This window comes from Aeromonas sp. 1805, assembly GCF_013085525.1.
Classification (GTDB): domain Bacteria; phylum Pseudomonadota; class Gammaproteobacteria; order Enterobacterales; family Aeromonadaceae; genus Aeromonas; species Aeromonas hydrophila.
The window spans coordinates 2352522-2375845 of record NZ_CP038515.1; the positions used below are offsets into that span (position 1 = coordinate 2352522).

At 62.9% G+C, this 23324-nt stretch carries 25 protein-coding genes; 15 read left to right on the top strand and 10 right to left on the bottom strand.

All coding sequences use genetic code 11. From position 1 onward, the window contains the following. The first annotated feature begins 174 nt into the window (after positions 1–174). Positions 175–1479, top strand: a complete 1305-nt coding sequence (locus E5E96_RS11170) for an FAD-binding oxidoreductase (protein ID WP_171282171.1) — start codon at positions 175–177, stop codon at positions 1477–1479. Between the two features lie 184 nt (positions 1480–1663). On the opposite strand, the gene E5E96_RS11175 is transcribed toward E5E96_RS11170, so the two are convergent. The 3 genes from E5E96_RS11175 to cutA all read right to left on the bottom strand — a co-directional run bounded on the left by E5E96_RS11175 (position 1664) and on the right by cutA (position 4288). Then, a complete protein-coding gene (locus E5E96_RS11175) occupies positions 1664–2077 on the bottom strand; it encodes a hypothetical protein (RefSeq protein WP_024946158.1) in 414 nt (137 codons plus the stop codon). Positions 2078–2201: 124 nt separating this feature from the next. Continuing rightward, positions 2202–3974, bottom strand: coding sequence for a protein-disulfide reductase DsbD (locus E5E96_RS11180; protein WP_171282172.1), 1773 nt, complete (start codon positions 3972–3974; stop codon positions 2202–2204). Then, positions 3971–4288 (bottom strand): divalent-cation tolerance protein CutA, encoded by a 318-nt coding sequence (gene cutA / locus E5E96_RS11185; protein WP_039214661.1) that lies wholly within the window; start codon positions 4286–4288, stop codon positions 3971–3973. The genes E5E96_RS11180 and cutA overlap by 4 nt, the downstream gene beginning before the upstream one ends. A 193-nt stretch (positions 4289–4481) precedes the next feature. Here cutA and E5E96_RS11190 point away from each other — a divergent pair, with 193 nt between their 5' ends. Next, complete coding sequence (locus tag E5E96_RS11190) at positions 4482–4823, top strand: hypothetical protein (RefSeq protein WP_016349513.1); 342 nt, start codon at positions 4482–4484, stop codon at positions 4821–4823. Between the two features lie 95 nt (positions 4824–4918). Here the strand turns inward: E5E96_RS11190 and E5E96_RS11195 are convergent, their stop codons facing one another. Next, complete coding sequence (locus tag E5E96_RS11195; RefSeq protein ID WP_011704738.1) at positions 4919–5356, bottom strand: PACE efflux transporter; 438 nt, start codon at positions 5354–5356, stop codon at positions 4919–4921. Between the two features lie 124 nt (positions 5357–5480). On the opposite strand from E5E96_RS11195, the gene E5E96_RS11200 reads away from it, so the two are divergent. Continuing rightward, positions 5481–6359, top strand: a complete 879-nt coding sequence (locus E5E96_RS11200) for a LysR family transcriptional regulator (protein ID WP_011704739.1) — start codon at positions 5481–5483, stop codon at positions 6357–6359. Positions 6360–6372: 13 nt separating this feature from the next. Here the strand turns inward: E5E96_RS11200 and ygfZ are convergent, their stop codons facing one another. Continuing rightward, positions 6373–7278 carry a tRNA-modifying protein YgfZ gene (ygfZ, locus tag E5E96_RS11205; protein WP_043165812.1) on the bottom strand — a complete coding sequence of 302 codons (906 nt, stop codon included), beginning with the start codon at positions 7276–7278 and terminating at the stop codon, positions 6373–6375. A gap of 113 nt (positions 7279–7391) precedes the next feature. On the opposite strand from ygfZ, the gene E5E96_RS11210 reads away from it, so the two are divergent. Further along, a complete protein-coding gene (locus tag E5E96_RS11210; protein ID WP_011704741.1) occupies positions 7392–7661 on the top strand; it encodes a succinate dehydrogenase assembly factor 2 in 270 nt (89 codons plus the stop codon). Positions 7662–7680: 19 nt separating this feature from the next. Further along, on the top strand, positions 7681–8058 hold the full coding sequence (locus tag E5E96_RS11215; RefSeq protein WP_171280164.1) for a protein YgfX: 378 nt from the start codon (positions 7681–7683) through the stop codon (positions 8056–8058). Positions 8059–8136: 78 nt separating this feature from the next. Here the strand turns inward: E5E96_RS11215 and nadB are convergent, their stop codons facing one another. Beyond that, complete coding sequence (gene nadB / locus E5E96_RS11220; protein ID WP_171282173.1) at positions 8137–9744, bottom strand: L-aspartate oxidase; 1608 nt, start codon at positions 9742–9744, stop codon at positions 8137–8139. 182 nt (positions 9745–9926) lie between these two features. Between nadB and rpoE the strand changes: the two genes are divergently transcribed. The 10 genes from rpoE to pdxJ all read left to right on the top strand — a co-directional run bounded on the left by rpoE (position 9927) and on the right by pdxJ (position 18737). Next, positions 9927–10508 carry an RNA polymerase sigma factor RpoE gene (rpoE, locus tag E5E96_RS11225; RefSeq protein WP_005309371.1) on the top strand — a complete coding sequence of 194 codons (582 nt, stop codon included), beginning with the start codon at positions 9927–9929 and terminating at the stop codon, positions 10506–10508. Positions 10509–10530: 22 nt separating this feature from the next. Continuing rightward, positions 10531–11121 (top strand): RseA family anti-sigma factor, encoded by a 591-nt coding sequence (locus E5E96_RS11230; protein ID WP_171282174.1) that lies wholly within the window; start codon positions 10531–10533, stop codon positions 11119–11121. A 19-nt stretch (positions 11122–11140) separates the two neighbouring features. Continuing rightward, positions 11141–12121, top strand: coding sequence for a MucB/RseB C-terminal domain-containing protein (locus tag E5E96_RS11235; RefSeq protein WP_016349517.1), 981 nt, complete (start codon positions 11141–11143; stop codon positions 12119–12121). A gap of 93 nt (positions 12122–12214) precedes the next feature. Beyond that, complete coding sequence (locus E5E96_RS11240; protein ID WP_171283228.1) at positions 12215–12676, top strand: SoxR reducing system RseC family protein; 462 nt, start codon at positions 12215–12217, stop codon at positions 12674–12676. 120 nt (positions 12677–12796) lie between these two features. Beyond that, positions 12797–14590, top strand: coding sequence for a translation elongation factor 4 (gene lepA, locus E5E96_RS11245; protein ID WP_016349519.1), 1794 nt, complete (start codon positions 12797–12799; stop codon positions 14588–14590). A 4-nt stretch (positions 14591–14594) separates the two neighbouring features. Further along, positions 14595–15518, top strand: a complete 924-nt coding sequence (lepB, locus tag E5E96_RS11250; RefSeq protein WP_016349520.1) for a signal peptidase I — start codon at positions 14595–14597, stop codon at positions 15516–15518. After that, complete coding sequence (gene rnc / locus E5E96_RS11255) at positions 15519–16190, top strand: ribonuclease III (RefSeq protein ID WP_011704749.1); 672 nt, start codon at positions 15519–15521, stop codon at positions 16188–16190. It begins immediately after the preceding gene. Positions 16191–16251: 61 nt separating this feature from the next. Continuing rightward, positions 16252–17151 carry a GTPase Era gene (gene era / locus E5E96_RS11260; protein ID WP_011704750.1) on the top strand — a complete coding sequence of 300 codons (900 nt, stop codon included), beginning with the start codon at positions 16252–16254 and terminating at the stop codon, positions 17149–17151. Beyond that, positions 17152–17859: a DNA repair protein RecO gene (gene recO, locus E5E96_RS11265; RefSeq protein ID WP_017410656.1), complete on the top strand. Its 708-nt coding sequence runs from the start codon at positions 17152–17154 to the stop codon at positions 17857–17859. A gap of 140 nt (positions 17860–17999) precedes the next feature. Continuing rightward, a complete protein-coding gene (pdxJ, locus tag E5E96_RS11270; RefSeq protein WP_011704752.1) occupies positions 18000–18737 on the top strand; it encodes a pyridoxine 5'-phosphate synthase in 738 nt (245 codons plus the stop codon). Positions 18738–18821: 84 nt separating this feature from the next. Here the strand turns inward: pdxJ and ast are convergent, their stop codons facing one another. The 4 genes from ast to agaF form a co-directional block, all read right to left on the bottom strand. Beyond that, on the bottom strand, positions 18822–20732 hold the full coding sequence (gene ast, locus E5E96_RS11275) for a thermostable cytotonic enterotoxin Ast (RefSeq protein WP_171282175.1): 1911 nt from the start codon (positions 20730–20732) through the stop codon (positions 18822–18824). Positions 20733–20834: 102 nt separating this feature from the next. Continuing rightward, positions 20835–21689 (bottom strand): tagatose bisphosphate family class II aldolase, encoded by an 855-nt coding sequence (locus tag E5E96_RS11280; RefSeq protein WP_171282176.1) that lies wholly within the window; start codon positions 21687–21689, stop codon positions 20835–20837. Then, a complete protein-coding gene (gene nagA, locus E5E96_RS11285) occupies positions 21680–22879 on the bottom strand; it encodes an N-acetylglucosamine-6-phosphate deacetylase (RefSeq protein ID WP_171282177.1) in 1200 nt (399 codons plus the stop codon). Before nagA ends, E5E96_RS11280 begins: the two co-directional genes overlap by 10 nt. Next, positions 22880–23314: a PTS galactosamine/N-acetylgalactosamine transporter subunit IIA gene (gene agaF / locus E5E96_RS11290; RefSeq protein ID WP_171282178.1), complete on the bottom strand. Its 435-nt coding sequence runs from the start codon at positions 23312–23314 to the stop codon at positions 22880–22882. Positions 23315–23324: the final 10 nt, after the last annotated feature.

Genomic DNA, 23324 nt, shown 5'->3' on the forward strand with positions numbered 1-23324 from the left:
CTTTTGCATTGCAGCATGGCGGGGTCGCCAGCGGACGTGAGCAAGGTGTCTTTCGAGGCACCTTTTGCATTTCTGTGATCCCTGCGGGCTGGATTGGTGGCGGGTGGCTGAGTATTATCGATGACAGGCCGTTTATTTTAGTAAACGCAACGCTATCAAGGCAGGATGCTGAGCATGCAGGCAGGAAAGCACTACCCCCATCAGGAGCACGTGGCCTCCTATTACGCGGCCACCCGTAACGACAATCAGCAGTGGCCTGAACTCAGTGGCGAACTGAATGCCGAGGTCTGCATCATCGGCGGCGGTTTTACCGGGCTCAACACCGCCATCAATCTGGCCGAAGCCGGTTACAAGGTGGTGTTGCTGGAGGCCAACCGCATCGGCTGGGGCGCCTCCGGGCGCAACGGCGGTCAGCTCATTCGCGGTATCGGTCACGACACCAGCCAGTTCGCCCGCTGGATTGGTGACGAGGGTGTGCGCGATCTCGACCTGATGGGGCTGGAGGCGGTCGAGCTGGTGCGCGAGCGGATCGAGCGCTTCAACATCGACTGCGACCTGCGCTGGGGCTACTGCGATCTCGCCACCCGTCAGCGCCATCTGGCCGGGTTTGCAGAGGAGGCGGCGCATCTGGCGAGTCTCGGCTACCGGCATGAGGTGAAGCTGGTGGCACGGGAGGATATTCACAGTGTGGTGGGCTCGGATCGCTATATCGGCGGCATGATCGACATGGGCTCCGGCCATCTGCACCCTCTCAACTTGGCGCTCGGTGAGGCGCGTGCGGCGGCCAGCCTGGGTGTGGCCCTGTTTGAGCAGTCCAGAGTGGTGCACATCGACTATGGCGATCGGCTGCAGGTCACCACCGCCCACGGCCGGGTCAGTGCCGACTACCTGGTGATCGGCTGCAACGCCTATCTCAACGACCTCAACCCCGAGCTGGGGGGCAAGGTGCTGCCGGCGGGCTCCTACATCCTCGCCACCGAGGTGCTGGAGAAGCGGCTGCGCCAGCGCCTGCTGCCGCAGAACATGGCGGTGTGCGATCAGAACGTGGCGCTCGACTACTACCGCCTCTCCGCCGACGGCCGGCTGCTGTTTGGCGGTGCCTGCAACTATTCGGGCCGGGATCCTCGCGACATCAAGGCCTTCATGCTGCCCAAGCTGCTGCGGGTGTTTCCCGAGCTGGCGGATACCGCCATCGAATTCCAGTGGGGCGGCATGATAGGCATCGGGGCCAACCGGCTGCCCCAGATCGGCCGTCTGCCGGAGCAGCCCAACGTCTTCTATGCCCAGGCCTATTCCGGCCACGGTCTCAATGCCACGCACATGGCGGGCAAGCTGGTGGCGGAGGCGATCAAGGGGGAGAGCCGGGGTTTCGATCTGTTTGGCAGCGTGCCCCACATGACCTTCCCCGGTGGCCCGGCGCTGCGCTCGCCATTACTGGCGCTCGGCATGCTCTGGTACCGCTTCAAGGATATGTTTTGAGGGGCGCTGGATCTGGTGCGCCACGGCGTGGTGGTTGGTCGGATTGATACTGCTATTTGGCTGGAGCAGTCAAACAATCAGCGTCCGCCCACCCCGTGTGTTGAACGGGGCTGCGCGCCGGCTAGCGAGGGGATAGGGCGGATACCCAGGCCTGAGTCAGCCTGGGTATTCTGGCTGGCTAAGCTCAGTGCGCAGGCTCGGCCAGACGCCAGCCCTGCTCGGTTTTCATCATCCACACTTCGGCCTGCTGCGGCAGCACCTGGCCCGCCTCGAACTCGCCGTATTTGCGTTCCAGCTCCATCAGTCCCATCTCCTGCTGGAAGGGACCGACCCTGTCATAGACCAGATCCTCGTCGTGCAGCACCTGCAGCTGTTCCATGCCCTGCTTGAAGTGGAGCTGGTAGCTCACCTTGACCAGATAGACCCCCTCCATGCGCTCTTCCTTGTCCAGGATGGCGAAGTCACTGATCTCGAACAGATTGGCGTCGGTGTCTGCCTGCAGTTTGGCGGTGACCTGGGTCCGGATTGCCTCTTCACCTGGACCTGCGTAACAGCCATACAGCCAGAGGGCCAGCAGGGGGATGAACCACTTTTTCATCAAAACTCCGGACGAACGAGACGGGAAAGCGCAAATATTGCCACGCTGTCGATCATATACAAGGGATTGCCGGAAAAATGGCGGTCAAACCGGAGGCCCGCACGGTTGCAGGGGCCACCCGGCCTCAGCGCAGCTTGTCCAGCTGGCCGAGAAATTCGGCGGGCCCCATAAAGCCGGTGACCCGCTGGCCGCTCACCTCGTTGCCGGCGCGGTCGAAGAAGATGAGGGTCGGCAGCCCCAGTACGTTGAGGCCGTTGAGCAGCTCCACATCGGCATCGTCGTTGGCGGTGACGTCCGCCTGCAGCAGCACCATCTGGCCGAACCGCTCGCGCACGGCGGGGTCGCTGAAGGTCTTGTGTTCGAATTCCTTGCAGGCCACACACCAGTCGGCATAGAGATCGAGCAGCACCGGCTTGCCGCGGGCGGCGGCCAGCTGGGTCTTGAGATCGTCCAGCGTCTTGATGCGAATGAAGGCTGGCGTCTCGGTCTGAGCGGCTGCGCTGGCCCCCTGGGGCGGCAGCAGCAGGTCCTTGCCCACCACCACGGCGCTGATCATGGCCAGCAGCAGTACGAAGCCGCGCAGGCTGCGACCCACCGAATGGCCCTGATGCTGGTTGTGATGATAGAGGTAGCCGCACAGCAGCAGCCCCCAGCCGAGCCAGGCCAGGGTGGTGACCTGATCGCTCCAGAGCCTCGAGAGCAGCAGGATGGGCACCGCCAGCAGTGCAAATCCGAACAGCTGTTTGATCACGTCCATCCAGGCGCCCGCCTTGGGCAGCAGCTTGCCGCCCGAGGTGCCGAGCAGCAGCAGCGGCAACCCCATGCCGAGCGAGAGGGCGTAGAGAGCCGCGCCGCCGAGCCAGAGATCGCCGCTCTGGGCCACGTAGATCAGCGCTCCCGAGAGCGGCGCCGTGGTGCAGGGGGAGCAGACCAGACCGGAGATCATCCCCATGATGCCGACTCCGAGCACCGAGCCGCCCTGCTGGCGGTTGGAGAGGCCGGACAGCCGGGTCTGCAGGCTACTCGGCAGTTGCAGGGTGTAGAGCCCGAACATGGAGAGCGCCAGCAGCACGAACATCACCGAGAGGCCGATCAAGACGTAGGGGTGCTGCAACGCGGCCTGGAATTTCAAGCCTGCCGACGCCACCACCAGCCCGAGCAGGGTATAGGTCATCGCCATCCCCTGCACGTAGACGAAGGAGAGCAGGAAGGCGCGGCGGGTGGAGAGGCTATGACCCGCCCCGGCTATGATGCCGGTCAGGATGGGATACATGGGGAAGACGCAGGGGGTGAAGGCGAGGCCGAGCCCCAGCGCGAAAAAGGCGGCGACGCTGAGCCAGAAGCCCTGGCTGCCGAGGGCGGCCGCCAGCTGATCCTGCTGGCTGCTGGCCGGTGTGGGCTGGTCAGGTTGCTCGCTCTGTTGGGCGGTGAGCGGCTGGATGCTGATCAGCTTGTCGGTGGGGGGATAGCAGAGGCCGTCGGTACAGCCCTGATAGCTGATCTTGAGGCTGGCCTGCTGGCCGGCCTCGGTCAGGGTGACGGGGATCTGCACCTCCCGGTAATAGACCTGGGTCTTGCCGAAGAAGTCATCTTCATGCTCGGTGCCGGCGGGCAGCACCGGTTCCTCGAAGGCGAGGTTTTCCCCCTTGAAGCGGAAGCTGTGGCGGTAGAGGTAGTAGTCGTCGGCGATGCGCAGGCGCAGCAGCAGCTGATTGCCCTGCTGTTCGCTCTCGAGGACGAACGCCTCGTCCACTTTCAGAAATTTTGGCTGGGCGCTGGCTTCGATGCCAAGGGCGCTCAGCAGATCCGTGCTGCTGGCGCGGGCCGGCAGTGAGCCCAGGCCGGCCAGCAGGGCACAGAGCAACAGCAGGGGAAAGAGCAGGCGAGACGGAGTCATGAGGTTTCCTGTTTTATCCAGTCGAGATAGGGCTGGTGGCCCTGGCTTGTGGGCAGCGCCAGGATCTCCGGCACCTCATAGGGGTGATGAGCAAGAATGCACTGGCGCAGCGGCTCGAACAGGGCGGCGTGCGACTTGATGATGAGCTGGATCTCCGTGGCCCGTTCGATCTGACCCTGCCAGCGATAGACGGAGGTGAGGCCGGGCAGCTGATTGATGCAGGCCGCCAGCCGCTGGTTCAGCAGTTGTGCGCAGATGAGGTCGGCACTGGCCTCATCCGGGCAGGTGCAAAGCACCAGAATGGTGTCGGTCATGGTGAAATATCTCGTCCGATCGGGGCGGCTCGGCGCCCGTAAACCAGTGGCTACTATACCTAGCGACGGGTCAAATAGCATCTGGCGCACTTTGCGGCTGCGACATGAAAATAAGTGGGGGGCATGAGATAGACGCTGTCAGAGCGACAAGGCAGAATGAGCGGGCTTGTTCCCATTCGACGTAAGGAAATGTATGACCCAACAGAATGAGCAGCAGAGAAACCGCATGTTGAGCCTGTTGCGCGAAGGTGAGCGCCGTATGTTGGTGCAACTGGCCGGTCTGCTGCGTACCAGTGCCGATGAAATCAATGCCGAGCTGGAAAAAGAGGAGTTGCTGGATACCCTCGAGCAACCGGTCACGGTGGAGTATCTCAACGGCGTGGTGCAGCACCATCTGTTCGAGCGCCTGCACAAGGGTGACATGGTCGCGGCCCAGCGACTGCTGACCCAGTACCAGAGCGACATCGAGGCCATGCTGACGCAGGAGTCGGCCGAGGCAGAGGCCCCGACCGAAGAGCTGAAGGCACAAGCCTGAACGCCGCGGCAGGCCCGCCGGGCTTGTCCTCCCCCAGCACCATCATGCCCCTTGCATGATGGTGCCTCGTTTTTCCTGCCGTTTTTTGCCGTCGTTCAACCCAGTGCGTTCTGCTGCCACTGGCCCGGGATCGGGTACACCTTGTCATAGCTCCAGTTGTAGATGAAGGCGTAGACCAGATAGAAGGTCACGAAGCCGATGTTGAGCGCCAGTGCCGCCAGCAGGGCAAGATCCAGCCACCAGGCGATGACCGGCAGGGTCAGCGCCATGAAGCCCCCTTCAAAACCGAACGCATGGACTACGCGTTGCCACAAGGTCTTGTGCGGGTGACCCTGGTACTTGAGCAGCAGCTTGTCGAAGCCGATGTTGTAGACATAGTTCCAGACGGTGGCCAGCACCGAGAACAGGATGGCCAGCGGCCCCATGTGGCTGAGCTCGATACCTGTGACCCAGCTGGCCAGGGGGGCGGCGATGAGCAGACCTATCACTTCAAAGCCGATGGCATGGCGGATACGGTCGTTGCGGGTACGCATAAATTCCTCTCTTTAAACAGGTATGTTGACTGACTGGTTGGCAATCTATCCCTATTTGTTGATAGTTTCACGTTGGTATCCATCGCTAAAATAGATAGGTGACCGCATTTGCAGGAGCAGAACGATGAATCCATCGTTGGAACAACTCAGGGTATTGCTGGCCGCCGCACAGGCCGGCTCCTTTTCGGCGGCGGCGCGCCAGCTGGGCAAGGCGCAGTCGGTGGTCAGCACCGCCATCGCCAATCTGGAGATAGATCTGGGGCTCGAGCTGTTCGATCGCAGCGGCCGCTATCCGGTGCTGACCGAGGCGGGCGTGCGCATCAGCCAGGAGGCCGGTATTTTGCTGGCCCAGAGCGAGCGACTGCAGGCCATCGCCGGCGAGCTGGCCACCGGCGTCGAGTCGCGCCTGACGCTGGCCATCGACGATGACTCCCACCTGCCCTGGCTCGGCTCCGTGCTGGAGGGATTCGCCACCCGCTACCCGACGGTGGAGCTGGAGCTGTTGTTTCCGTTGATGGAGGATCTCACCGAGATGCTGACCAGCGGCCGCGCCCAGCTCGGCATCAGCTATCAGAAGGAGCACCCGCAGCGGGAGATCGTCGCCCGCTCGCTGGGGGGCGTGCCCATGCCGTTGGTGGTCTCCCCCGAGCATCCGCTGGCCCACAAGGCACCGCTGCGGGAGAGCGATCTGCAGGGGGCGCGCCAGTTGATGGTGACAGGGCGGCGGGAAGGGACTGAGCGTCATCGCTTCCGCCTGTCGGCGCAGGTGTGGTGGGTCGAGGGGGATCTGGGGGTACTCGAGCTGGTCAAACTGGGGCTGGGCTGGGCGGCGGTGCCCGATTTTCTGCTGCACCGGCCGTTGGCCCGGGGCGAGGTGGTGGTGCTCAAGCCGGACTTCATTACCCAGCCGGAGCTGGCACTGGAGCTGCAGTGGCATCGCGCCCGCCCGCTCGGGCAGGCGGGGCGCTGGCTGAAGGAGGCCCTGCTGGCGCGGGCACGCTAGCAGGGCTCTTCGCTTACTCGGTCAGCTGATAGGGGAGGGGCTGCAGGCTCAGGCTTGAGCCCTCTTCCTGCTTGAGCCGGAAGCGGGCGTCGGCTTCGGTGTCCTTGGGCAGCACGGCGGTGAGCCACAGCTCACCATCCTGCTGCCAGGCGTTGAGTACCATGCCGCTGCGGCGCCAGTTGTCACCGAGCTGGATCTCCAGGGTGTCACCGCTGGCAACCGGCGTAGTGGCGGTGCCGCTCAGCACGAACAGGGCGCGGTTGTTGGCGCCACGATACTTGGCGCGGGCCACCGTCTCCTGCCCCATGTAGCAGCCCTTGGTGAAGCTGATGCCATCGAGCGCCTGCAGGTTGAGCATCTGGGGAATGTACTCACCCTGATGCACTGCCTCCAGATGGGGGATGCCGGCCTTGATCTCCAGTCCCCACCAGAGCGACTCGGGGCCGCTTGGCAGGGTCAGCGCCAGCGGCTGTTCGCTGACCAGCAGCCAGCGATCGGCCTCGACTCGCACCGCCATGCCACCCTCGATGAGGCCACTCTGCTGCAGGCCGTATTGCCCTGCGATCCAGCCATCGGTCCCCTGACCGGCCACGCCGACCGCCTGGCCGTGATTTTCGCTGATCTCGACCTTGGCAAAGATGGCGAACTTCTTGAGCTCGGGCAGCTGGCGGGCCAGCACCGACGGCTTGGTCAGCATCAGCAGGCGATCGCTCAGGCAGAGCAGGCGAAAATCGCTCCACAGCTTGCCCTTGGGATCGCAGTGGCCACCCAGGGTGTGCTGGCCCGGCTGCAAGGCGTTGACGTCACAGGTGACCTGACCCTGCAGGTATTTGGCGCGATCCTGGCCGCTCAGGCTGGTGATGGCCAGATCGGTCAGAGGGAACAGGGTTGGCTCGGCGGGAAGGGTTGGCAGGCTCACGATGGCATTCCAGAGACAGAAAGTATGTGACCTGCATGGTAAAGACGTAAGGAATGTTTGTCAGCCGGAAAATCCAGCTGTTACCATCGCCGGGTCTTTGTAAGGAGAGTTCCATGTTGAGCCCAATTGAAAAATCCCGCCTGAAGTGGGCCTGCCGCCGTGGCATGCTCGAGCTGGATGTGATCTTTATGCCTTTCTTCGAACACGAGTTCGACGGTCTGAGCGAGGCGGAGCAGCAAACCTTCATCCGCCTGCTGGAGTGCGAGGATCCGGAGCTGTTCCGCTGGAGCATGGGCCACGGCGTGCCGGAAGACCCCGCGTTTGCCGCCATGATCCCGCTGATCCTGGAGCGCAATCAGGCCCGCCACGATCGCCAGCGCTGATCTGCCCGTACGGGTGTCGATGCCCGTCACCGTCTCCAGGCAGCAGCGCCTGCTGCTGTTGTCGCTGTTTCTGCTGATCCTGTGGCCGCTGGCCGCCCTGATCCACGGCTGGCAGTGGGCTCTGTTGCTGCCCTGCTGGGGGTTGGGGTTGTGGCACGCCTGGCTTGGCGCCAGCCGGATGAGCGGTGTGCTGGAGTGGGATGGGCAGTGGCTCACCTGGCAGGGTCGTCGTTATCTGCTGGGGACCGGCAGCCGCATCTGGCCCGGGGTACTCTGGCTGCAACTGGTGACGGCGGAGCGTCCCGCCATCCGGCTCTGGCTGTTCAGCGATGCGCTGTCGCCAGCTCATTACCGTACGCTGGCCCGCGCCATCCACTTCTCCCAGCCGACCCGCTAAGCTCTCTTCCCCATAAAACAGATGACCCCGCCGGAGCGAGGTCATCTGGATATTGCTTCTTATTGCTTGCTGCAGAAGTTAGTCCCGCTCTGGCGTCAGCACGGTCGGCTTGGAGTCCGGCTGCATGTCCGGGTAGTCCAGGTTGTAGTGCAGGCCGCGCGACTCCTTGCGTTGCAGGGCGCAGTTGACGATGAGTTCGGCCACCTGCAGCAGGTTGCGCAGCTCCAGCAGGTTGTTGGAGACCCGGAAGTGGGCGTAGTACTCCTGCACCTCCTGCTTGAGCAGGTCGATGCGGCGTTTGGCGCGGGCCAGGCGTTTGTTGGTACGCACTATCCCCACGTAGTCCCACATCATCAGCCGCAGCTCGTGCCAGTTGTGCTGGATCACCACCAGTTCGTCCGAATCTTCCACCTTGCTCTCGTCCCACACCGGCAGACGGGGCGGCTCCACGCTCATCGGCAGCTTGGCCAGAATGTCGGCCCCCGCCTGATGGGCATAGACCACGCATTCGAGCAGGGAGTTGGAGGCCATCCGGTTGGCGCCGTGCAGGCCGGTGTAGGTCACCTCGCCGATGGCGTAGAGGCCGGGGATGTCGGTCTGGCCGTTGTTGTCGATCATCACGCCGCCGCAGGTGTAATGGGCGGCAGGGACGATGGGCATCGCCTCCCTGGTGATGTCGATGCCGACCGCGAGGCAGCGCTCGTGGATGGTCGGGAAGTGCTTGATGATGAAGTCGGCCGGCTTGTGGCTGATGTCCAGATACATGCAGTCGGCGCCGAGCCGCTTCATCTCGTGGTCGATGGCGCGGGCGACTATGTCCCGTGGCGCCAGCTCGGCCCGCTCGTCAAACTCCGGCATGAAGCGGCTGCCGTCGGGACGGCGCAGGTAGGCCCCCTCGCCACGCAACGCTTCGGTCAGCAGGAAGTTGGGGTCATCGGGGTGGAACAGGCTGGTGGGGTGGAACTGGTTGAACTCCAGGTTCGCCACCCGGCAGCCGGCGCGCCACGCCATGGCGATGCCGTCACCTGAGCTGACGTCCGGGTTGGAGGTGTACTGATACACCTTGGAGGCGCCGCCGGTGGCCAGTGCCACGAAGCGGGCGCGGATCACCTCGACCTGCTCTGCGTTGCGGTTCCAGACATAGGCGCCGAGCACCCGGTTGCCGGGCAGACCCAGCTTGCGGGTGGTGATGAGGTCGACCGCGTTGAAACGCTCCATCAGCTGGATATTGGGGTGAGCGCGCACCTGATCGATCAGGGTGAGCTGTACCGCCTTGCCAGTGGCATCCGCCGCGTGGAAGATGCGGCGATGGCTGTGGCCCCCTTCGCGGGTCAGGTGATAGTGGGATTCGCCCTCGGCGTCCTCCTCCTGATCGAAGGGGACTCCCTGCTGGATCAGCCACTGGATGGACTCGCGGGCGTTGCGGGCGGTGAACTCCACCACGGCCGGGTCACACAACCCGGCCCCGGCGTTGAGCGTGTCGCTCACGTGGGATTCGATGCTGTCGGTCTCGTCGAACACGGCAGCGATGCCTCCTTGCGCATAGAAAGTGGCCCCTTCACTGATGGGCCCCTTGCTCAGAACCAGGACTTTGGCCTGGTCTGCCAATCGCAACGCGAGAGACAAACCGGCGGCACCGCTGCCAATGATCAGTACGTCGCAAAGGTATTCAACACTTGCTTTCATAAGTATCATTGGCCTGGATTAAGAACTGGCACCATGGTAGCCCAAGCGAGGGTGGTGATGCAGCCTGCGTCACATTTTTTTCAATGCAAGCGAACTTTCCCTGATTCCTCCTGTCTGAACTTGTGCGCTTAGGAAGGGCCGGAAAAGAAAAACGATAACCTGATGGGGGTTTTACGGCTCTGATGAGCGACCAGAATCTACTGGACGAACAGCTGGTTGAACGGGTCCAGCGTGGCGATAAAAATGCATTCAACCTGTTGGTAAAAAAATACCAGCACAAGGTGGTCAACCTGGTGGCCAGGTATGTCAACAACCCGGGCGATGTACCGGATGTGGCGCAGGAGGCATTCATCAAAGCCTACCGTGCGCTGCCGACATTCCGTGGCGAGAGCGCGTTTTACACCTGGTTGTACCGGATCGCCGTGAATACGGCCAAAAATTATCTGACCTCTCAAGGGCGCAGGCCGCCCAGCAGTGACGTAGAGGCGGAAGAGGCAGAATACTATGGCGGTGGCGAAGCCTTGCAAGAGGTGGCTACCCCGGAAAACCTGACGCTGACCGACGAGATCAAGCGCACCGTGTTTTCTGCCATAGAAGCTTTGCCGGAAGACTTGAGGACAGCTATCACCCTTCGCGAACTGGAAGGGCTGAGCTACGAAGAGATTGCCGAAATCATGGATTGTCCGGTGGGTACGGTGAGATCCCGCATCTTCCGGGCGAGGGAAGCAATCGATAAAAAGCTGCAACCTCTGATCGAGAATTAACTGGGGAAAGACAGGTTAACTTATGGCAACTAAAGAGCAACTCTCGGCCCTGATGGACGGTGACTTGAGCGATGTTGAGGTTCTGAACGAGCTGGGAACGGATCCGGCTCTGCAAGACACCTGGTCTCGTTACCACCTGATCGGTGATGCCATGCGGGGGGACCTGCCGGTCAATCTGCAACTGGATCTGAGCGACAGCATCATGGCTGCGCTGGAAGATGAACCCACCATCCTGGCGCCCAAGCCGGTGGAGAGCAAACCTGCCGCACCGCAGCCGGGTACCGCCAAGGTCGTGCCGTTTCTGCGCCGTGCCGGCCAGCAGATGGGGCAATACGCCATCGCCGCCTCGGTCGCTGCCGCCGTCATCTTCGGGGTGCAGCAGTATCAGGGGCAGGATGGTCTGCCGACCAACCCGGTACTCAACACTATCCCCGTTGGTGGCAGTGCCTCACCGGTGAGCGTGCACTACCCGCAGGATGGCAACCGGGCCACTGCCCGTCAGCAAGGGCTGAGCGAGCAGCAGATGCAGGAGCAGCGCGAGCGCATCAATGCTTTCCTGCGTGACCACCAGTTGCAACAGCGTCTGCTGCAAGACAAGCAGATTCAGGAATAACGGATTTAGGGATCAGAACGTGCGCCAGTCCAGCCGTATTTTGCTGGCCTCTCTCCTGCTGATCAGTGCCAAGGCCTCGGCCGACGACAAGTCGGCCGAGGCCTTGTTGCAGCAGATGCAGAGTGCCGTCTCGCAACAGAATTTTGAATTGTCCATGGTCAAGGCCCGGCAGGGGCGCCTCGAACCCATCCGCTTCAGCCATGGCGTGATCGATGGCAAGGAGGTGGCCCACCTCAGCTATCTCGATGGCAAGACCATCGAGTATCTGCAGCGCCAGGATGAGTACACCTTCTTCGAAAATACCCACGAACCCTACACTCTCAAGGGCGCCCGCTTCCCAGGTGTGTGGGCGAGCCTGGTCAGGATGCCGCTGCCACGGGTGCTGGAGAGCTATGACCCCGTGCTGGCCGGTCGCAGCCGGGCGGCCGGGTTGGTGGCTCAGGTAGTGCGGCTGGTGCCCAAAGAGGCCGACAAGTACGGTTTCGTGCTCTGGATCGACGAGCAGAGCCACCTGCTGGTGCGGGTGGACATGGTGGATCGGGAAGGCAATCTGGTTGAACAGGTGCTGGGGGTGGATCTGGACAGGCTGCCTGCCCCGGCGCCCTGGCTGGTGAAGCTGGCTGGCAGCAAGCTGCCTCAGGCGCTGGCACTGGAAGACGCTTACCCGGCGCCACAGCAGCAGCTGAACTGGCACCTGACCTGGTTGCCGGAGGGGTTCAAAGTGCTCTCGCGGGATCGGCATCAGCTGGTGACCACCAGCCTGCCGGTGGATTACATGATGCTCTCCGACGGGCTGGTGGATCTCTCGGTCTACGTTGCCCGGGTCGATCCCAAGCAGGCGGTGCGCCAGCAGTTGATCCGCCAGGGTGCCACCTCGCTGGTGAGTTATGTCAATGACGTGGGGGTCGAGATCACCGTGGTGGGGGAAGTGCCGGCCGATACCGCCAAACGCATCGCCGAGTCGGTGCAACCGCTGGCCCGCAATGAGACCGTCCAGTAGTTGCCGATGCACTGTTGCTTGCCCAATCCGGGCAGTCATGTTCAGATTGGGTCAATCTCTGTCTAGTTAATGTGGAACCGTCTTGTGAGTGGAATGAGCGAAGAGCTGGCAACCGTAGTGGCCATTGATGGACAACATGCCTGGGTGGAGTGCGAACGGCGCTCCGCCTGCAGCGGTTGTCATCAACAGTCCAACTGCGGCACCGGCACGGTAGCCAAGGCGTTTCCGTTGCAGGCGCAGCGGCTGCGGGTGGCGCTCACCATCGAGGTGAGCGTCGGCCAGCAAGTGAGGCTCGGCATCCCCCAGGCGAGCATTCTGCAGGGGGCGGCGCTGGTCTACGTGCTGCCGCTGTTCTGTCTGCTGGCGGGAGCCCTGCTGGGGCAACTCTGGCTGGCTCCCTTGCTGTCGGCCGGGGAGGGGGTCACCATCCTCAGTTGCCTGCTGGGCGGCCTTATCGGATTTTCACTGGTTCGTTACTTTTCCAACCGGCTCGATCAGGGGGTTTATGGTCCCCGCATGCTGGGTGTGGTTCTGCCTACCCGCCACCTCTCCTGACACTGTCCAGGCCTGTATTTCTGGTGCTTCGTCGACTAAAGATTGGCCGTCGACCGGGTTATCCAGTAAAATCCTGCCTCCATATCCGGCCCTAACCTAATTTTGAGTGATTCTTGCTCGATGAAACACATTCGTAACTTTTCGATTATTGCGCACATCGACCACGGTAAATCGACCCTGTCGGACCGTCTGATCCAGACTTGTGGCGGCCTGTCCGACCGCGAGATGCAGGCTCAGGTGCTTGACTCCATGGACCTGGAGCGCGAGCGCGGCATTACCATCAAAGCACAGAGTGTGACCCTGAACTACCAGGCACAAGACGGTAACACCTACCAGCTGAACTTTATCGACACCCCTGGCCACGTGGATTTCTCCTACGAGGTCTCCCGCTCGTTGGCGGCCTGTGAAGGGGCGCTGCTGGTGGTGGATGCCGGCCAGGGGGTTGAGGCACAGACTCTGGCCAACTGCTATACCGCCATGGAAATGGATCTGGAAGTGGTGCCAGTGCTGAACAAGATCGACCTGCCGGCTGCCGAGCCGGAGCGGGTTGCCGAAGAGATCGAAGACATCGTCGGCATCGACGCGGTCGATGCGGTGCGCTGCTCCGCCAAGACCGGCCTGGGTGTTGACCTGGTGCTGGAAGAGATCGTGGCCCGGATCCCGGCGCCGGAAGGTGATCCGGATGCGCCGCTGCAGGCGCTGATCATCGACTCCTGGTTCGACTCCTATCTGGGCGTCGTGTCGCTGGTGCGGATCAAGAACGGTTCTCTCAAGAAGAACGACAAGATCAAGGTGATGAGCACCGGTCAGGTGTGGGGTGTCGATCGTATCGGTATCTTCACGCCCAAGCAGGTGGACACCATGGGGCTGGGTTGCGGCGAGGTAGGTTGGGTTGTCTGCGGTATCAAGGACATCCACGGCGCGCCGGTGGGCGATACCCTGACCCAGGCCAAGAACGGTGCCGAGAAGGCGCTGGCTGGCTTCAAGAAAGTGAAACCGCAGGTGTATGCGGGTCTGTTCCCCATCTCCAGCGATGACTACGAGTCGTTCCGTGACGCCCTCGACAAGCTCTCCCTGAACGATGCTTCCCTGTTCTTCGAACCGGAGAGCTCCACCGCGCTGGGCTTCGGCTTCCGTTGCGGCTTCCTCGGCATGCTGCACATGGAGATCATCCAGGAGCGGCTGGAGCGTGAATACGATCTGGATCTGATCACCACGGCGCCGACCGTGGTCTACGAGATCGAGCTGACCGACGGTACTACCATCCACATCGACAGCCCGGCCCAGATGCCCGCCATCACCAGCATCAAGGAGATGCGCGAGCCGATCGCCGAGTGTCACATCCTGCTGCCGCAGGAGTACATGGGCAACGTGATCACCCTTTGTATCGAGAAGCGCGGCGTGCAGACCAACATGGTCTACCACGGCAAGCAGGTGGCTCTGACCTACGAGATCCCGATGGCGGAAGTGGTGCTCGATTTCTTCGACCGCCTGAAGTCCACCAGCCGTGGCTATGCCTCGCTGGACTACGGCTTCAAGCGCTTCGAGACCTCCGACATGGTCCGTCTGGACATCATGATCAACGGCGAGCGGGTCGACGCCTTGGCCATCATCACCCACAAGGAGAACGCCCAGTACCGCGGTCGCCAGGTGGTGGAGAAGATGCGCGAGCTGATCCCGCGCCAGATGTTCGATATCGCCATCCAGGCTGCCATCGGCAACCAGATCATCGCTCGCAGTACCGTCAAGGCGCTGCGCAAGGACGTGACCGCCAAGTGTTACGGTGGTGACGTGAGCCGGAAGAAGAAGCTGCTGAACAAGCAGAAAGAAGGTAAGAAGCGGATGAAGTCTCTGGGCCGTGTCGACGTGCCGCAGGAAGCTTTCCTCGCAATTCTCCACGTCGGAAAGGACTAATAGGATGGCAAGCACGTTTTCCCTGATCCTGGTGGTGGTCTGCGCGATCACCGGTGTTATCTGGTGTCTGGACAAGATGATCTGGTCCAAGCAGCGGGCCGCCAAGATTGCCGTGGCCCGTGCCCACGGCGGCGCCCATCTGGACGAGAAAACCCTGGCCAAGGTGGCGCCGGTGCCGGTCTGGATCGAACAGACCGCCGGGGTATTCCCGGTCATCACGCTGGTGCTGATCTTGCGTTCGTTCATCTTTGAACCGTTCCAGATCCCGTCGGGCTCTATGATGCCCACCCTGTTGGTGGGCGACTTCATCCTGGTGGAGAAGTTTGCCTATGGCCTCAAGGATCCGGTGACCAACACCAAGTTCCTCGAGACCGGTGAGCCCAAACGCGGCGACGTGGTGGTGTTCAAGTATCCGCTGGATACCCGGGTGGACTACATCAAGCGCGTAGTCGGCATGCCGGGGGATCGGGTCATCTATCGCAACAAGGAGCTGATGATCCGGCCCAAGTGCGATGAGCAGGAAGGGAAAACGTGCCCGGGCTTCCAGAAGCTCGACGTCAAGTTTGAACAAAGGGGTGAATTTACCCAGATGGGGATCCCGCTTGACCGCTATACCGAGCAGCTGGGCGAGGTGTCTCACGAGACCCTGCGCAACCCGCTGATGCCCGATATGGTCGGCCGTTACTACCGCCAGCCCGGTACCTACCCAGACGAATGGGTGGTGCCGGAAGGCCAGTACTTCGTGATGGGTGACAACCGTGACAACAGTACCGACAGTCGTTTCTGGGGCTTCGTGCCCGAGCAGAACCTGGTCGGCAAGGCGGTCGCTATCTGGATAAGTTTTGAATTCGAGCGCGAAGAAGGCTCCCTGCTGCCAAGCTGGGTACCGACAGGGGTGCGCTTCAACCGCATTGGCGGAATCAAGTAAATGAATATCAAGATGAACAGACTGCAGTCCCGTCTCGGGCATGTCTTTCAGGATCAAGAACTGCTGACCCGGGCGCTGACTCACCGCAGCGCCGGTTCCCGTCACAACGAGCGACTGGAATTTCTGGGTGACTCCATTTTGAGTCTGGTGATTGCCGATGATCTCTTCCACCGCTTCCCGCAGGCGGCGGAAGGGGATCTCAGCCGCATGCGCGCCACCCTGGTGCGCGAGAAGACCCTGGCCGAACTGGGCCGGGAGTTCGACCTCGGGGATCACCTGATCCTGGGACCGGGTGAGCTGAAAAGCGGCGGTTTTCGCCGTGAATCGATTCTGGCCGACACGGTCGAGGCGGTGATCGGTGCCGTCTATCTGGATACCAATCTTGAGACGGTACGGACACTGCTGCTGGGCTGGTACGCCAGCCGCCTGGACGAGATCAAGCCGGGCATAGAGCAGAAGGATCCCAAGACCCGTCTGCAAGAAATTCTGCAGGGAAGCCGCAAATCCCTGCCGACCTACACAGTGACCAACGTCAAGGGCGAAGCCCACAACCAGGAGTTCACCGTCCAGTGTGACGTGGAAGGCCTGGATGGTCCGCTGGTCGGGGTCGGCACCAGCCGTCGCAAGGCCGAACAGGCCGCTGCGCAGCAAGCATTGGAAAAACTGTCATGACAGATACTACCCATTCAACAAGGCGCGGTCTTTTGACACAACAGGCATTGGAAACACTGGCATGACAGATACCACTTACTGCGGCTTTGTCGCCATCGTGGGCCGCCCCAACGTGGGCAAGTCCACCCTGCTCAACAAGCTGCTTGGCCAGAAGGTCAGCATCACCTCGAAGAAGCCCCAGACCACCCGTCACCGGATCCTGGGGATCGACACCGAGGAGAACTACCAGACCATCTATGTCGACACGCCGGGTCTGCACATCGAAGAGAAACGGGCCATCAACCGCCTGATGAACCGCGCCGCCACCAGTTCGCTGGGGGACGTGGCCATGGTGGTGTTCATGGTCGACGGGACTCACTGGACCAAGGACGACGAGATGGTGCTGGGCAAGCTGCGCCACCTCAAGTGCCCGGTGGTGCTGGCGGTCAACAAGATCGACAACGTCAAAGAGAAAGAGGATCTGCTGCCGCACCTCGAGTGGTTGGGCCAGCAGATGAACTTCGCCCACATCCTGCCCATCAGTGCCGAGAAGGGCACCAACGTGGAGAAGATCCGCGAGTGGGCCAAGGATCTGCTGCCGGAGAACGTCCACTTCTTCCCGGAAGACTACGTGACCGACCGCTCCTCCCGCTTCATGGCCTCCGAGATCATTCGCGAGAAGCTGATGCGCTTCACCGGTGAGGAGCTGCCCTACTCGGTGACGGTGGAGATCGAGCGCTTCAAGGTGGAAGAGAACGGTCTCTACCATATCCATGGCCTCATTCTGGTGGAGCGCGATGGCCAGAAGAAGATGGTCATCGGCAACAAGGGCGAGAAGATCAAGACCATCGGCACCGAGGCGCGCCTCGACATGGAGCGGCTGTTCCAGAACAAGGTGCACCTGGAGCTGTGGGTCAAGGTCAAATCCGGTTGGGCTGACGACGAGCGCGCCCTGCGCAGTCTCGGCTACGGTGACGACTGATTGCTGACCCCGGCTTTCGTCATCCACAGTCGGCCCTATCGGGAGACCAGCCAGCTGGTCGAGGTTTTCACCCAGGATAGTGGCCGTTTTACTCTGGTGGCTCGCGGTTCCCGCGGGCCACGCTCGCCTCTGAAGGGGCTGTTGCAACCCTTTACCCTGCTTACCATCGCCTGGCGCGGCAAGGGCGATCTCAAGAATCTCACCCAGGTGGAGTGCCCGGATCACTCCCTGCGGCTCGGCGGCGATCGCCTCTTCTACGGCCTCTATCTCAACGAGCTGGTCTACTACCTGCTGGAAGCCCACACCCCTTTCCCGGAAGTGTTTGACGCCTATGCCCGCGCCATCATGGCGCTGGCCGACGGCGAGACACCGGAGCTGCCGCTGCGCCGCTTCGAATTCCTGCTGCTGCAGGCGCTCGGCTACGCGGTGGACTTCGAATATGCCGCCGACGACGAGTCGCCGATCCAGCCCGAGCTGCTCTACGGCTTCGAGCGTGAATTGGGCTTTGTCGCTTGCGAGCGGGCGCCGGATCCCCGTACCCTGTTTCTCGGCGCGCACCTGCTGGCCTTTGCCGAGGGGCGCTTCGACAGTCCGCCCCTGCTGCAGGCGGCCAAGCGTTTCAGCCGGCTGGCACTGCAGCCCTATCTGGGGCGGCGGCAGTTGAAGAGCCGGGAGCTGTTTTTGAAGCGACGAAGCAGTCTGGGTTAACCACTTTTCGACGTTACCCGACATGGCAAGCATGTTACCTGGGTCCGATTACGCTGCGCTAATCGAACCTACAAGCTGATATACGGATATCCGCGCGGTAGCCGCGCAGTCAACAGATGAAGAGTTTCAAGGAGTCCTCAATGAGTGAAATCTATCTGGGTGTGAATATCGATCACATCGCTACCCTGCGCAACGCCCGCGGTACCCAGTACCCGGATCCGGTACAGGCCGCCTTCGTGGCCGAGCAGGCCGGTGCCGATGGCATCACTGTGCACCTGCGCGAAGATCGCCGTCACATCACCGACCGTGACGTGGAGATCCTGCGCCAGACCATCCAGACCAGAATGAACCTGGAGATGGCGGTGACCGAAGAGATGATCGGCATCGCCTGCCGCATCCAGCCCCACTTCGTCTGCCTGGTGCCGGAGAAGCGCACCGAGGTGACCACCGAGGGGGGTCTGGACGTGGCCGGCCAGCTGGACAAGGTGACTGACGCCGTGGCCCGCCTCTCTGCTGTGGGTGCTCAGGTATCCCTCTTCATCGATGCGGATCCGCTGCAGATCGATGCCGCCGCCGAGAGCGGTGCCCCCTTCATCGAGATCCATACCGGCCGTTACGCCGATGCCACCACGGATGCCGAGCGCAATGCCGAGTTCAAGCGCATCGCCGCCGGTGCCTCCTACGCCGCCGGCAAGGGCTTGAAGGTCAATGCCGGCCACGGCCTGCACTACCACAACGTCAAGGCCATCGCCGCCATCCCCGAGCTCTATGAGCTCAACATCGGCCACGCCATCATCGGCCGCGCCGCCTTCGACGGCCTGGCCAAGGCGGTCAGCGACATGCGCCTGCTGATGCAGGAAGCCCGTCAGGGGATCTGAGCTGTCGGCAGGGGCTGAGCCCCGCGGCACGAAGAAAAAGGGACGCCACGGCGTCCCTTTTTGTCAGCTCAAACTTGGTCTGGGTCAGGACTTTTTCGCAGCCGCGGGTTTGGCTCCCGCCGGGGTCAGCTCTAGGGTGATGAGCTCCAGCGGCGCCAGGGTGATGAGGCGGGGGGCATCGAGGGTGGCCGGCACGCTGGCATTGCTGCCGTAGCGGGGCTGCACCGTGAAGCGGGTGGCCTCGCCCGCCGGGATCTCCAGCTGGCGCTGAGGCTCCAGCAGGAATGTCTGCGGCTGGCTGGAGGGGTTGCGCAGGGTGATGAAGGCGCGGCTCGGACTCCAGGCCGCCCAGCCATACACCGCCAGCAGGGTGGGGTCGCCGCCGATCCAGTGGCTGTCGAACAGCACGGCCTGGTTCTGCTGCGACCAGAGAGCCGCCTTGGCCAGCAGGTCCCAGTCCTGGCCGCTCAACAGTTCCGGCGTGAGATAGAGCTCCTGCAACTGGGTGCCGGTGGCGAAGTAGCTCCAGGCCTGATCGGCGAAGTCCTGCGGTGACTGCCGATCCAGATGCTTGGCCTGTTTGGCATAGACCAGCCCGTGCAGCATCAGGGAGTTGAGCGGGAACAGGGGGCCGTTCTTGACGATGGAGCGATAGGTCTCGGCATCCCGGTAGGTGATCCACTGCTGCACCCTGGAGCCGGGTCCGTAGAAGTTGATGTCATCGCCGCCGCGCCAGATCGAATCGGCAAAGAACAGCCAGGCAGGGGAGGCGGTGGTGCCGGTGGTCAGGTTGATGAACACCTTCGGATTGGCGGCCCGCGCATCTGCAATCAGGTGGATGGCGGCATCGAAGTCGCTGGTGAAGCGGCTCCCCTCGATCAGCTTGTCCGCATTGCCGGTCCCGTCGAACTTGAAGTGGGTGACCCCCTGATCCTTGATGAGGGATATCACCTTCTGGTGGAAGTTCTGGTAGTAGACCGGGCCGGAGAGGGCGAACTTGCCATCGCTCAGCTCATAGCCGAACTCGGCGGCATGGGAGACCCGCTCATCCCTTGGCTTGTTGTAGCCACCCCAGGGGGAGAGCCAGATCCCGAGCTGGGCATGGTAGCGTTCGGCCGCGCGCTTGAGCTTGCTGAAGCCGTTGGGGAAATCCTTGCTGAAACCCCAGTTGCCTAGTCGATCGTCCCAGCCATCGTCAAACAGAAAGCCGTTCATGGGCACGCCGCGCCGGCTGATCAGCGCCTCGCCGAACTGATCGATGCGCTTGAGTGCCTCGGCCTCCGTGTAGGGATTGAAGAAGCCGATGTCGAGCCAGGAGTTGTAATGCAGGTAGGGGGCGTAGGGGCGATCGCGGGCCTCGTTGAGGAAGCGGTTGAAGTCGCGCCTGAGCTGACCCTCGCCAAAGGTGCCGACATAGGTGCGATAGCTGAGCGGCTTGCCCTGGGCGAGCGGCAGCTTGAGCGGGATCAGCTGGCTGACGCCACCCTCGTAGGCCCGGGTATTGACCAGCGGATTCTGGGGGGTAATGAAGAAGCTGTCGCTGACGATGGGCGAGCTGTTGATGGCGCCATAGACAAACGGTGCCTGGGAGTGAAAGGGAAGCATGGAGAAGCCGTTGATCTTTTTGCCGTTCTTGAGGGTGTCGAGGGCAAAGTCGATGCTGGCGTAGCGCTTGTCCCGGCCCAGCCGGATGGCGCTCTTGACCACGAAGTCGGCATTTTCCAACGCCATCTCGATCCGGTCGTCGCTCTTGGTAAATGCGGTGACCTTGAAATCGGCGGAGGGGGTCAGCCGATCATCCGTCCCCTTGATGTCGAACAGGTTGTCTGAGCGAATGAGATCGCCGTTGGCGGTATTGGTGAAGGTCAGCTCCCGGAACTTGCCGGCATCGGTCTCGACCTTGATACGGTACTGGTCACCCTCCAGCGACAGGGTTTCGGCCTGGGCGAAGGGGGTCAGCATGAGCAGCAGCGTCATGGCGGTACGTGCGTGCATGGTTGTCTCCACATGTTGATGTGAGTGAGGTGTGAGTCGGCAGAACCTCGCCTGTGATACCGGGATGGAGGCGGGCCCGCCGCAGCGGGCCCGCCTTTGGGATTACAGCTTGCCGTCGCTCATGCACATGTGGATCTTGGCGGCCACCACCTCCTCCATGGCGGCCATGGCGGGTACCAGATACTGGCGCGGGTCGCTGGCGTCGGGGTGGGAGGCCAGGAAGGCCTTCATGGCGTCGGAGAAGGCGATCTTGAGCTCGGTGGCCACGTTGACCTTGCACACACCGAGCTCGATACAGCGGCGCACGTCCCGGTCAGGAATGCCGGAGGCGCCGTGCAGCACCAGCGGCACCGCGACCCTGGCCCGGATGGCGGCGAGGCGCTCGAAGTCGAGGCGCGGCTCCTCCTTGTAGAGGCCGTGGGCCGTGCCGATGGCGACGGCCAGGGAGTCGATGCCGGTGCGCGCCACGAACTCGGCCGCCTTGTCCGGGTCGGTCAGATGGGCGTTGGCGGCGTCCACGATGAGGTCATCCTCCTGGCCGCCGAGCTGGCCCAGCTCAGCCTCCACGCTCGCCCCCATGCGGTGGCAGAAGGTAACGACCCGCTGCACCTTGGCGACGTTCTCCTCGAACGAGAGGTGGGAGGCGTCGATCATGGCGGAGTGGATGCCGGCCTCGACCTTGTAGTGGATATCCTGCTCGTCCTCGTGGTGGTCCAGATGCAGTACCAGTGGAATGCGGTACTGGTGGGCTGCCGAGGCGCAGATGGAGACCAGGTACTCGACCCCGGCGTGGCGGTAGGTGCCCGGCGTGGCCGCCAGGATCACCGGGGAGTTCAGCTTGGCGGCGGTGCGGGCCACCACCTCGACGGTCTCCAGGTTGTGGATGTTGAAGGCAGGCACCGCATAGCCGCGGCGCTGGGCATCTTTGAGCATTTCGTGGGACGAGATCAGATACATGAGGACTCCTTGGCACCCTGGCGGGCACCAGCTTCAGGGAAAGAGAGCGGGGTTGGGGCGGGGAGGATCTCCCGGCCCGCCACCCAGATGTGTTGTTGATTGAGTTCCGCGGTCAGGGCGAGCAGATTGGCCTGCTTGCCGACGGCCAGCGAGCCGAGGCGATGTGCCATCCCCAGCATCCGGGCCGGTGCCAGCGAAGCCATGCGGATGGCCTCCGCCAGCGGTACGCCGGCCAGCTGCACCATGTTGCGCACGGCGCCGAGCAGGGTGAGGGTGCTGCCCGCCAGGCCGCCGGTGTCGGTGCGCACCACCCCGTCCTTCATCTCCACCCAGTAGTCGCCGAGCAGGTAGTGACCGTCCGGCATGCCGGCGGCGCGCATGGCATCCGTGATGAGCAGCAGGCGATCCCTGGCGCAGCAGTGACAGAGTCTGAGCACGCTCGGATGGACGTGGTGGCCGTCGGCGATGAGCTCCAGCCAGGCATCGGGGTGCACCAGCCCCGCGCCGACCATGCCGGGTTCTCTGTGGTGCAGGCCGCGCATGCCGTTGAAACAGTGCACCAGCCCGGAGGCCCCCGCCGCCAGTGCCGCCATGGTGGTGTCATGGTCGGCGGCGGAGTGACCCAGCATCACCCGGATGCCGGCCGCCTTGAGGTGGCAGATGGCCGCCAGGGCGTTGGCCTTCTCGGGGGCGAGGGCGACGACCTTCAGGGTGCCGCGCGCCTGGCGCTGCAGCTGTGCCAGCTCGGCCAGGTCGAGTTCCCGGAACAGGGCAGGATCGTGGGCGCCCTTGTTGTCGGGGGTGAAGTAGGGGCCCTCCAGATAGCTGCCGAGCAGCTGGGCGCCCGGCATGCCGCTCTCCATGGCATCGGCGACCCGGCTCAGGGCGCGCGTGATGGCGGGTAGCGGGGCGGTGACCGTGGTGGCGAGGAAGGCGCCTACCCCTTCCGCCGCCTTGGCGAGGGAAAGCCGGGCCAGCACGCCGGCTTCCTCGTCCATCACGTCGACGCCGGCCCCGCCGTGCACGTGGCCATCGATGAGGGCGGGCACCAGCAGCTCGACCTCCCGCACCGGGTCGTCGGCCGGGATGGGGTCGATGGCGGTGATGACGCCGCCCTCATGGGTCAGTACCTGGTGTGTCAGCCAGCCCTGCTCGGTCAGCAGGCGACGGGCGCGGATCCGCTCTGCCATCTAGATCCCCTCCTCGGCCAGGGTCTCGGCCCGCTCGCGCGCCAGCTCGTCCACCAGGCTGGTGAGGCCGCGATGACCGCAGCACAGCGCCTGTTCACGAAACTGGGACGGGGTCAGCTCGCCGCGCTCCATCACCATCTCCAGCAGCAGCTGCAGATTGGTGCCGGTGACCACCTCTCGCCCGGGCTGGCGCAGCGCCAGGGTGGAGGCGACCCGAAACGGGGTTCCCCCCAGCAGGTCGGTCAGAAAGACCACCCCATCCTCTCGCTCAACCTGAGTCAGGGCGGTTTCGCACAGATCCTGCAGCAGGGCCGTGGTGGAGGACTCGGGAAAGTCGATGGCGACCACCGCCTCCTGCTCGCCGAGGATCTGCAGCATGGCCTGTTCCATGCCGCTGGCGAAGCCGCCGTGTCCGCAAATGATGATGCCCAACATAACCTGTTCC

What these genes read in the sequence shown, in the direction of transcription:
- lepB (WP_016349520.1), top strand. Translation starts at nt 14,595, where the DNA reads ATGGCAAGCACGTTTTCCCTGATCCTGGTGGTGGTCTGCGCGATCACC.
- E5E96_RS11215 (WP_171280164.1), top strand. Translation starts at nt 7,681, where the DNA reads ATGCCCGTCACCGTCTCCAGGCAGCAGCGCCTGCTGCTGTTGTCGCTG.
- rpoE (WP_005309371.1), top strand. Translation starts at nt 9,927, where the DNA reads ATGAGCGACCAGAATCTACTGGACGAACAGCTGGTTGAACGGGTCCAG.
- rnc (WP_011704749.1), top strand. Translation starts at nt 15,519, where the DNA reads ATGAATATCAAGATGAACAGACTGCAGTCCCGTCTCGGGCATGTCTTT.
- E5E96_RS11230 (WP_171282174.1), top strand. Translation starts at nt 10,531, where the DNA reads ATGGCAACTAAAGAGCAACTCTCGGCCCTGATGGACGGTGACTTGAGC.
- E5E96_RS11195 (WP_011704738.1), bottom strand. Translation starts at nt 5,356, where the DNA reads ATGCGTACCCGCAACGACCGTATCCGCCATGCCATCGGCTTTGAAGTG.
- E5E96_RS11170 (WP_171282171.1), top strand. Translation starts at nt 175, where the DNA reads ATGCAGGCAGGAAAGCACTACCCCCATCAGGAGCACGTGGCCTCCTAT.
- E5E96_RS11175 (WP_024946158.1), bottom strand. Translation starts at nt 2,077, where the DNA reads ATGAAAAAGTGGTTCATCCCCCTGCTGGCCCTCTGGCTGTATGGCTGT.
- nagA (WP_171282177.1), bottom strand. Translation starts at nt 22,879, where the DNA reads ATGGCAGAGCGGATCCGCGCCCGTCGCCTGCTGACCGAGCAGGGCTGG.
- E5E96_RS11210 (WP_011704741.1), top strand. Translation starts at nt 7,392, where the DNA reads ATGTTGAGCCCAATTGAAAAATCCCGCCTGAAGTGGGCCTGCCGCCGT.
- agaF (WP_171282178.1), bottom strand. Translation starts at nt 23,314, where the DNA reads ATGTTGGGCATCATCATTTGCGGACACGGCGGCTTCGCCAGCGGCATG.
- E5E96_RS11200 (WP_011704739.1), top strand. Translation starts at nt 5,481, where the DNA reads ATGAATCCATCGTTGGAACAACTCAGGGTATTGCTGGCCGCCGCACAG.
- E5E96_RS11190 (WP_016349513.1), top strand. Translation starts at nt 4,482, where the DNA reads ATGACCCAACAGAATGAGCAGCAGAGAAACCGCATGTTGAGCCTGTTG.
- nadB (WP_171282173.1), bottom strand. Translation starts at nt 9,744, where the DNA reads ATGAAAGCAAGTGTTGAATACCTTTGCGACGTACTGATCATTGGCAGC.
- era (WP_011704750.1), top strand. Translation starts at nt 16,252, where the DNA reads ATGACAGATACCACTTACTGCGGCTTTGTCGCCATCGTGGGCCGCCCC.
- pdxJ (WP_011704752.1), top strand. Translation starts at nt 18,000, where the DNA reads ATGAGTGAAATCTATCTGGGTGTGAATATCGATCACATCGCTACCCTG.
- E5E96_RS11240 (WP_171283228.1), top strand. Translation starts at nt 12,215, where the DNA reads ATGAGCGAAGAGCTGGCAACCGTAGTGGCCATTGATGGACAACATGCC.
- lepA (WP_016349519.1), top strand. Translation starts at nt 12,797, where the DNA reads ATGAAACACATTCGTAACTTTTCGATTATTGCGCACATCGACCACGGT.
- E5E96_RS11180 (WP_171282172.1), bottom strand. Translation starts at nt 3,974, where the DNA reads ATGACTCCGTCTCGCCTGCTCTTTCCCCTGCTGTTGCTCTGTGCCCTG.
- cutA (WP_039214661.1), bottom strand. Translation starts at nt 4,288, where the DNA reads ATGACCGACACCATTCTGGTGCTTTGCACCTGCCCGGATGAGGCCAGT.
- E5E96_RS11280 (WP_171282176.1), bottom strand. Translation starts at nt 21,689, where the DNA reads ATGTATCTGATCTCGTCCCACGAAATGCTCAAAGATGCCCAGCGCCGC.
- ast (WP_171282175.1), bottom strand. Translation starts at nt 20,732, where the DNA reads ATGCACGCACGTACCGCCATGACGCTGCTGCTCATGCTGACCCCCTTC.